The sequence below is a fragment of the Streptomyces pathocidini genome, assembly GCF_001418495.1.
In the GTDB taxonomy this organism is placed as follows: Bacteria; Actinomycetota; Actinomycetes; order Streptomycetales; family Streptomycetaceae; genus Streptomyces; species Streptomyces pathocidini.
In genome coordinates this window covers 1-9,364 of record NZ_LIQY01000169.1, presented here as the reverse complement: position 1 = coordinate 9,364, position 9,364 = coordinate 1, and the positions used below count along the sequence as shown (strand labels likewise).

The following is a 9,364-nucleotide window of genomic DNA, read 5'->3' as shown; positions in this document are numbered from 1 at the left end:
GGCCCCCACGGTCGCGGCCCGCCCGCCGGGCCGCCCCCGCTGGCTGGCCGTGGCCATGAACAAGCTGGTGGTCAACACCGTCCTCGTACTCGCCGTCCTCTACACCTTCCTGCCCGTCACCTGGCTGCTGTTCGCCGCCACGAAGGACCGTCAGGACCTCGTCCGTACCAGCGGCTTCTGGTTCGGCACGGTCAGGATCGCCGAGAACATCCAGGCGACCTTCGCCTTCGAGGACGGCATCATCTGGCGCTGGCTGCTCAACAGCGCCGTGTACGCGGTCGGGNNCGGCTACGCCTTCGACAAGTTCACCTTCCCCGGCAAGAACAAGCTGTTCGCCCTGGTCCTGATCGCCACCATGATTCCCGCGACGGTCCTCGCGATGCCGACGTACCTGCTCGCGTCGGAGATCGGCGCGACGAACACGTACTCGGTGATCATCGTCGTCTCCGTGTTCGGGGCGCTGCCGTTCGGCCTCTACATGGGGCGCGTCTTCAGCAGCACCCACGTGCCGGACGAGGTCGTCGAGGCGGCACGCGTGGACGGCGCGAGCGAGTTCGTGATCTTCCTGCGCGTCGCGCTGCCGATGATGCGCTCGCCCTACCTGACGCTCTTCCTCCTCACCTTCAACGGCATCTGGAACGACTTCTACACGCCTCTGCTGATGCTCTCGGACCACATGCTCTACCCCCTGAGCCTCGGCATCTACGGCTGGTTCAAGGAGGCAGCGGCCCACCCCGACCTCTACCCCATGGTCATGGTCGGATCGGTGGTCTCCCTGATCCCCGTCGTCGCCCTCTTCCTTTCCCTGCAGAAGTACTGGAAGTCCGGACTGACCACCGGCGCCCTCAAGTAACACCCCCCCCACGCATCCGATCACCACCCCTACGGACAACGCCGTCTACTCATGGGAGTCGTCATGCGTCACAACTCGGCACGTCACGGTCTTGGTTCACTCTCCCGGCGCGGCTTCGCCGCCCTCGCCGCGGGGAGCGCGGGAGCCCTGCTGCTGCCCGCCCCGCGAGCGGCCGCGGCCGACTCCTTCGCCGATCTGCGGGCCCGCTGGACAGAGGCGCTCAGCGGCGGGGCGATCGACACCGGGGACCCCACGTACGCCGTCGCGCTGGACTCCCTGGAGTCGAAGGCGCAAGACTACCGTTCGACCCTGCAGACCGGGACCGGGCGCCAAGTCCTGTGGACCGACCTCCCACTGGGCTCCTCGTACCCCTCGGGGAACGTGACCGCCAGTTTCAGCCGACTGAAGACCCTGGCCCTGGCCTACGCCACGCCGGGGACCTCGTACTCAGGCGACGCCGCTCTCGCCGATCTGGTCGCCGATGGCCTGGAGTTCATGACCAGCACCATCTACACCACCACCCAGACCGTGTACGGCAACGGCTGGGACTGGAACATCGGAGCACCGATGGCCATGGTGGACACCGCGGTCCTGGTGTACGCCGCCCTCTCGTCCGCCCAGATCGCCGCCTGCTGCGCGTCGCTCGACCACTTCGACCCCGACGTGACCCTCGGCGGGGTCTCGACCGGTGCCAACCTGGCCGACACCAGCCGGATCTTCATCGTGCGGGGCGCGCTGCAGAACAACTCCGCGAAGATCAGCGAGGCAGCCACGGCACTGGCCACGCTCTTCCCGTACGTCACCTCCGGCGACGGCCTGTACGCCAGCGGGTCGTATCTGTTCCACAACGGCAGGCCGTACAACGGAACGTACGGGTTGGTGTTCTTCGGCGGCATCGCGAGGATGCTGAACCTGCTCACCAGCTCGCCGTGGGCGGTAACGGCCCCGCAGGTGAGCAACATCTTCGACTCCGCCACCACCGCGATCTCGCCCTTCGTCCACAACGGGCTGATGCTCGACTCCGTCCGCGGCCGGGCGATCTCCCGCGCCGACGAACCCGACGCCGCGGACGGCAGCAACGCCGCACTCATCCTGCTCAACCTCGCCGCGGCGGCCGCGGCCGGAAACCCCACGCGGGCCGCGGAACTGCGGCGCATCGCCAAGGGATGGCTCCAGCGCAACACCGCCTGGCCGCTCCAGTCCAAGGGGGACGTGGCCCAGATCCGGCTCGCCAAGTCGGTACTCGACGACAGCGGCATCAGCCCTGCCGCCGAACCGGTTGCCCACGTCCAGTTCCCCGAGATGGACCGGGCCGTGCACCGACGGCCGGGCTGGGCGTACTCCATCGCCATGTGCTCGAAGCGGACCGCCTACTACGAGTCCATCAACGGGGAGAACAAGCACGGCTGGCACACCGCCGAGGGCATGACCCAGCTCTACCTCGACAACGACCGCACCCAGTACGGCGAGGAGTTCTGGAACACGGTCTTCGCCAAGAAGCTGCCCGGCACCACGGTGGACCTCAAGGACTTCGTCGACAGCGAGGGAGCCTCCGACCGCTCCCCCGCCGGCTGGGCCGGCGGCGCGATACTCCAAGGGACGTACGGCGCGGTCGGCCTCAACCTGCGCGGTCTGCGCACCACGCTCAACGCACGCAAGTCCTGGTTCTGCCTCGACGACTGCGTGGTGGCGCTCGGCGCCGGAATCACCTCCACCGACGGCCGGTACATCAACACCGTCATCGAGAACCGGAAGACGACCGCCGCCCTCACCGTCGACGGGGTCGTCCAGCCCGCGACCGCAGGCTGGTCGGCCGCCTTCGACCAGGCGCGCTGGGCCCATGTCGAGGGGGTCGCGGGCTATGCCTTCCCCGGCGGCATGAAGATCGGCGCCTACCGCACCAACGAGACCGGAAGCTGGAGCGAGGTCAACTCCGGCGGAACCACCGCGGTCTCCACCCGCCAGTACGTCCTCCTCCAGCGCGACCACGGCACCAACCCCGTGGGGGCGGGTTACGCCTACATCCTCCTGCCGGGCTTCACCGCCGCCCAGACCGCGGCCCGTTCGGCCGCGCCCACCGTGACCGTCCTGTCCAACACTGCGGACGTCCAGGCTATCGGCCACTCCGGCCTGGGCATCACGATGGCGAACTTCTTCAACCCCGGCACCGCGGGCCCGATCACCGTCGCCCAGAACGCCGCCTCCGTCGTGATGCGCGAGCAGGGCGGGACCCTCACCGTCGGCGTCTCCGACCCGACGCAGGCCCTGACCACGATCGACGTCACCATCGCCCGCACCGGCTACGTCTCCGCCGTCCCGGGCCCGGGCGTGACCGTCGTGTCCCTGGCCGGCGGCGTCACCCTGCGGGTGGACGTCGGCCCGGCCCGCGGGGCGACACGCACCGTCACCCTGAGCAAGTAGACCGGAACAACCCGGGTGGCCAGAACCGGAAAACGTTTACCATGCAAGCGTCGACTTTTCGCCCGGGAGACCGGGCAGCGGAGGAGGAACAGCACGTGAAGCGGCGGGTCACCCTGCACGACGTGGCGGCGCGGGCAGGGGTCTCCGCCGCCACGGTCTCCCGCGTCCTGACGGGCACCCACCGGGTGTCGGCCGAGACCCAGGCGCGGGTACGCAAGGCGGCCGAGGCCATGGACTACGTCGTGAACGCGCAGGCACGCTCCCTGGTGGGCAGCTCGTCGGGGCTGGTCGCCGTCCTCATCACCGACATCACGGCCCCCTTCTACAACCGGATCGCCCGGGGCCTGGCGGAACAGGTCGGCGCCGAGAACCGCGTGTGCATCCTCAGCGCTCCCCAGACGGGAGGACTCGAAGGGGAGCTCGCGACGATCACCACCCTCCGGCAGCAGAGCCCGGAGGCGATCGTGCTCGTCGGCGGTGTCCACGAGTCGCCGGACTACCGCAAGCGCATCGGCGCCCTCGCCCGCTCCCTCGACGCCGAGGGCTCACGCCTCGTGCTCTGCGGCCGCCCGGCGCCGACGAAGGGCCTCCCCGCGACGGTCGTCGAGTACGACGGCGAGGCCGGCGCATTCGCCATCACCAGCCATCTGCTCTCGGCGGGACACGAGCGAATCCTCTTCCTAGGCGGCGGCCAGGGAAGCACCACCACCAAACCGCGCGTCACCGGCTACCGGCGCGCCCTGGAGGAGTACGGCATCGCACCCGACCCGAAGCTCGTCGCTCACGGCCACTCCACGCGCGACTTCGGCTACGAGGAGGTGAACCGGATTCTGGACGCCGGATCTCCGGACTTCACCGCGGTCTTCGCATCGGACGACCTCGCCGCGTCGGGTGCGCTCGCCTCTCTGCGCGAGCACGGCACCAGAGTCCCGAACGACATCTCCGTCGTCGGCTTCGACGACATCCCCGTCGCTGTGGACACCGTCCCCGCGCTGACGACCGTCCACGTACCGCTGGAGGAGATCGGGAGAACCGCGATCCAACTCGCCCTCCACCGCCACGAACCGGAGTTCCGCAACGCGCAACACGCGGTCCTGGGCACCCATATCAAGGTCCGCGACTCCGTACGCCCCCTCGTGCGCAGGCGCCCCTGACCGACCGGCCGGATACCGGTCAATTCCTGTCCTTCCGGCGCCACTTCGTGCCACCATGCTGTCTTCGCGATCACATGTGCCCACCGTGCGGCACGACGCTCGCACGCCGCGCGCACACCGTGCCGCGGCGGCGACCGGTGCGCGGAAGGGGGATCCATGGTGCAGGGCGCGCGAGGCGCTCACGTGCCGCCGTCCGGCCTGGCGGAGGTGGCCGAGCTGGTGCACGCGTGCTGGTCGCGGCCGGACCCGGCCGCGGACCGGCCGCTTCCGGTCATCGCCCTGCTGGGCCGCCCCGGCAGCGGCAAGACGCACGCCCTCGACCACTTCGAGGCCGTCACCGAGGGCGCGCCCGTCGCCCGTATCGGCTTCGCGGCCGCCGCCGAGCAGCGCCCGCACGAGGTCGCCCTGCACCTGGCGTTCCTGCTGGCGCGCAAGCACCGCGGCAGCAAGCCGCTGCGCTTCCCGCGGCTGCTGCTCGGCCTGCTGGCCGTCCAGCCCGAACTGTCGCTCACCGACCGCGCCCAGGCCAACCGCGAGCTGCGCCGCGCCCTGCGCCAGGCCCGCCACCGCGGCGCGGCGGCGGACGCGGGCGAGGGCATCGCGGGCCTGGTCGAGACGCTGGGCCTGTCGCCGGTGCCGGGCATCGAGCTGATCGTGGGCGTGCTGCTGCGCGGCTTCGAGTACATGCCGGCGAGCACGTTCCTCAACCGCGCGCTCGCCTCGTACGGTTCGGCGGGCCCGGGGAGCGCGCTGGAGGAGCTGGTCGAGCTCAACCGCCGCAACCGCACCGGGAGTACGGCCGACCAGGAGACCGTGGACCGCCGCCTGTGCCTGGCGTTCGTGGACGACCTGTGCGCCGCGTACGGGCGCGGGCACCGCGACCACCACTGCCTGGCGCTGCTGGACGACATCGACCACAACCCGGCCGCCGCCCGCTTCCTGGACGTGCTGCTGGGGCTGCGCACCGAGCGGGCCCGCACGGGGGCATACGACCCGCTGCTGGTCGTCGCGTCCAGCGCCACCACCCAGGCGGTACCGGGCCCGTGCGAGGGCGGCCCCGACGACGCGCACCTCCACCACCCGGCCGAGGCCTCGTACGGCGCGTGGCGGGAGCGGGCGGGGACGCCGCTGTACGACTGGTGGTACCCGGTGCGGCTGCGCGATCTGGACGCCGTCGAAGTCGCCCTGGAAGCAGGCCGGTTCGAGGACGAGTCGGCGCTCCGCACGGGCCGCCCGGAGACCGGCCTGCTGGCCCGCGCCACCCCGCTGGTGCACCGGCTCACCTACGGCCACCCGTGGAGCGTGCGACAGCTCCACGCGGCGATCGAGCGGCTCAGCGAGCACACCCCGGAGGATCTGCGCGGCCTGCTGGACACGCCGCTGCACGAGCCGGACGGCACCGCGCGCGGCGCACAACTGGCCGAGTCCGTACGGGAGTACCTGCTCGCCGGGCTCACCGACGGGCAGCGCGCCGCCGCGGCCCGTATCGCCGCCGCCCGTACGCCGAAGGCCGCGGTCAACTCGGGCCTGCTGAACGGGCAGCCGGAGCACGCCAGGGACACGGTGATGCGCGAGCTGCGCAACCGGCTGTGGCTGTCCCGGCCGGTTCCGGAGGACGCCAACACCCGCGGCGGAACAGGCCCTTCGGGCTATCTGAGGCCCAAGGCCGCGCAGCCCGGCGCGCCCGCGGCCGACCTGTCCGACACCACCCACGACGGCCGCCCCGTCCTGCACCCGTGGCTGCGGCTGCTGCTGCTCGACGAGCTGTCGGGGCCACCGAACGGCTCGCAGTCGCAGTGGCGGGACATCCACCGCACGCTCGCCGACTGGCACCACCGCCACGGCCATCCGCTCGATTCCCTCTACCACCGGCTGGCGCTCAACGAACTCGAGGAGGTCGTGGGCTACTTCGTCACCGGCCTCGCCGCGGGCGATCTGCGGCCGTGGCTGCGCGAGCTGTACCACGTGACGGCCGCGCCCGTGTACCGCGCGCAGCTCTCCGACGCACCCCCGCCCCGCCGCGCCGGCGAACTCGCCCGCGAGCACGCCCCGTCGGCGTACGAGGACCGGGCGCGCGGCCGCCCCCTGGCCGAGCTGTGCGCCGCGCTCTGGCTGGCCGGGGACCCGCGCCACCGGCTGCCGCCGGGCAGCCCGGAGCTCAACTACAAGATCGGGGCGATGTTCCGGCAGCTGGCCATGACGGCGGACGCGGACGCCGACACGCTCCTGGACGAGGCCGCCCGCTACGCCGACTGAGACCCGCGGGCCGAACCACCGGCTGCAACCCGCACGCCGAACCACCGACCAGACCCGTAAGCCGAATCGTCGGCCGAGGCCCGTAAGGCCGGACCGCCGGCCCGATGCAACTGGACGCGAGAGGGAGGGACCCGTCATGTCGCCCGGATCCTGGGTGCGCAACCGCCCCTGGTGGGCCCGCTGGCCCTGGAACGCGATGTCGGCCGTCGTGCTGCTCACCCTGGTGGCGGGCGCGCTGGTGTGGCTGCTGCGGCCCGAGGACACCTCCTGCGCGACCGGGGTCGACCGGGTCGGCAGCGGTCCCGAGGCGCAGTGCGTCGGCATCACCGACGGCTCGTACCACTTCGGCGACGGCACGAAGGAGACGGGCGAGAATCTCGACCAGGTCTCCGAGCTGATCCACGAGGAGAACGCGAGCATCGAGAGGGCCAGTAAGGAGCAGGGCGGCCCGAGTTACGTCGCCATCGTCTATCTGATGCCGCTGATCCCGCGGCCCGGCGACACGAACACGCCCGACTCCGTACGCCATGAGGTCCAGGGCGCCTACACAGCGCAGTACGAGGCCAACCACAGCGACAAGTACGGCGATTCCCCGAAGATCAAGCTGCTGCTGGCCAACAGCGGCAGCACCGACGAGCAGCGGGCGGCCGCGCTGGACCGGATCCGCGAGCGGATCGGCCCCGAGCACATCGTGGCCGTCGCGGGGTTGGGCACCAGCACCGACGCGACCGAGAAGATGACCCGCACGATCACCGCGAGCGAGGCGGACGGCGGGCTCCAGCTCGCCGCCACCGGCTCGGTGCTCACCGCCGACACCCTCAGCAAGGTCAAGGGGCTGGTGCGGGTCGCCCCCACCAACTCCGACGAGGCGGCAGCCGCCGCGGCCCTCCTCCAGCGCAAGCCGTTCGCGGACAAGCGGGTGCTGGTGATACAGGACTCCCGCCCCGACGACCAGTACACCCGCACCCTCGGCGAGGCCTTCCTGAAGGCCATCCCGAAGAAGCGGCTGGCGGGGAACGTCGAGGAGTACGACTCCTCGCAGGAGGGCGTGGCCAGCGCCTTCAAGACGCGGATGTCCAACCTGTGCGCGGCGGAGCCGGACGTCGTCTACTTCGCGGGCCGCGGGGTGGACCTGCCGCGCTTCCTCGCCCCGCTGAAGGACCGGCCGTGCACCGACCGCCAGCTGGTCGTGCTCACCGGCGACGACGCCTCGCAGTCCGCGCAGGCCTCCGGCTTCGACCAGATCAAGGAGACGCTGCGCAGCGGCAACGTCCGGCTGCTCTACACGGGCCTGGCCCACCAGGGGGCCTGGGAGCAGCGGAAGGACGCCTACCCCGGCTGGGCGGTGCAGTCCTTCCGGGAGAAGGGCGCGTACCGTTCGGAGTTCTCCGAGGAGACACTGGACGACGGCCAGGCCATCATGGGCCATGACGCCGTGCTCACCGCGGTGTCCGGGGTCAGGCTCGCGGCCCGGGCCTCCGAGGCGAACGGCCGGGTGACCGGCTCGCAGACCATCCAGATCTGGAAGTCGCTGCACGGAGTGGAGTCGGTGAAGGGCGCGAGCGGACTGATCTCGCTGAGCAACGACGGCTCGCCCGCGCGGAAGGCCGTCCCGGTCATCGAGATCGCCCCGGACGGCACGGTCCGCACCCTGGACGTCTCGGCCAGCTCCGGCACCCCGTTGACGGAAGCCGATCTCAGCTGAGGAGCCGCCGGTGCTGTTCGAGGTGTGGGCCCCGGAGGCGGGCCGAGTGGAGCTGCGGGCGGACGGCACGGCGTACGCGATGGAGCGCGCGCCCTCGTCCGGCTCTTCGGGCTCCGGGGACTCGGGCCCCGGGAGCTCTTCGGGCCCCGGGTGCGCCGCGAGCGGGGGCTGGTGGCGGGTGGCGGCCCCTGCCGGGCACGGCACGCGCTACGGCTTCTCCCTCGACGGCGGCCCGGTCCTGCCCGACCCCCGCTCCCGCCGCCAGCCGGACGGCCCGGACGGCCTGAGCGCGGTCGTCGACCACGCGCGCTTCACCTGGCGCCATCCCTGGCACGGCAGACCGCTCCCGGGGGCGGTCCTCTACGAGCTGCACGTCGGCACGTTCACCCCCGAAGGCACCCTGGACGCGGCGGTCCGACACCTGCCTCACCTCGCCGAGTTGGGGGTGACGCACGTCGAACTGATGCCGCTGTGCCCGTTCCCGGGGACGCACGGCTGGGGGTACGAGGGCGTGTCGCTGTGGGCGGTGCACGAGCCGTACGGGGGCCCGGAGGCGCTGAAGCGGTTCGTCGACGCGGCGCACGGGCACGGCCTGGGGGTCGTCCTGGACGTGGTGCACAACCACCTGGGCCCGTCCGGCAACCATCTCCCGGCCTTCGGCCCGTACTTCACCCAGACCCACCACACGCCGTGGGGCGCGGCCGTGAACCTGGACGCGCCGGGCTCGGACGAGGTCCGCGCCTATCTGCTGGGCAGCGCGCTGGCGTGGCTGCGGGACTACCGCCTGGACGGCCTGCGCCTGGACGCCGTCCACGCGCTGCGCGACACGAGGGCGACGCACTACCTGGCCGAACTCTCCTCGTCCGTGGACGCGTTGGCGGCGCGCGAGGGCCGCCCACTGTTCCTGATAGCGGAGTCGGACCTCAACGACCCGGCGACGACCATCCCCCGCGAGGCGGGCGGCCTGGGCGTCCA

General features: G+C 71.8%; 6 protein-coding genes. All 6 read left to right on the top strand.

The annotated features are described in order from the left end of the window. Nucleotides 1-328: 328 nt before the first annotated feature. On the top strand, nucleotides 329-853 hold the full coding sequence (locus tag AOK16_RS28135) for a carbohydrate ABC transporter permease (RefSeq protein WP_338058481.1): 525 nt from the start codon (nucleotides 329-331) through the stop codon (nucleotides 851-853). Nucleotides 854-916: 63 nt separating this feature from the next. Continuing rightward, nucleotides 917-3,274 (top strand): polysaccharide lyase 8 family protein, encoded by a 2,358-nt coding sequence (locus tag AOK16_RS10250; RefSeq protein ID WP_055471937.1) that lies wholly within the window; start codon nucleotides 917-919, stop codon nucleotides 3,272-3,274. 95 nt (nucleotides 3,275-3,369) lie between these two features. Then, a complete protein-coding gene (locus AOK16_RS10245) occupies nucleotides 3,370-4,428 on the top strand; it encodes a LacI family DNA-binding transcriptional regulator (protein WP_055471936.1) in 1,059 nt (352 codons plus the stop codon). A gap of 156 nt (nucleotides 4,429-4,584) precedes the next feature. Next, complete coding sequence (locus AOK16_RS10240; protein ID WP_055471935.1) at nucleotides 4,585-6,684, top strand: hypothetical protein; 2,100 nt, start codon at nucleotides 4,585-4,587, stop codon at nucleotides 6,682-6,684. A gap of 136 nt (nucleotides 6,685-6,820) precedes the next feature. Then, nucleotides 6,821-8,389 carry an ABC transporter substrate-binding protein gene (locus AOK16_RS10235; RefSeq protein WP_055471934.1) on the top strand — a complete coding sequence of 523 codons (1,569 nt, stop codon included), beginning with the start codon at nucleotides 6,821-6,823 and terminating at the stop codon, nucleotides 8,387-8,389. Between the two features lie 10 nt (nucleotides 8,390-8,399). Beyond that, a partial coding sequence (locus tag AOK16_RS10230; protein ID WP_240483504.1) for an alpha-amylase family glycosyl hydrolase occupies nucleotides 8,400-9,364 on the top strand: 965 nt, incomplete at its 3' end.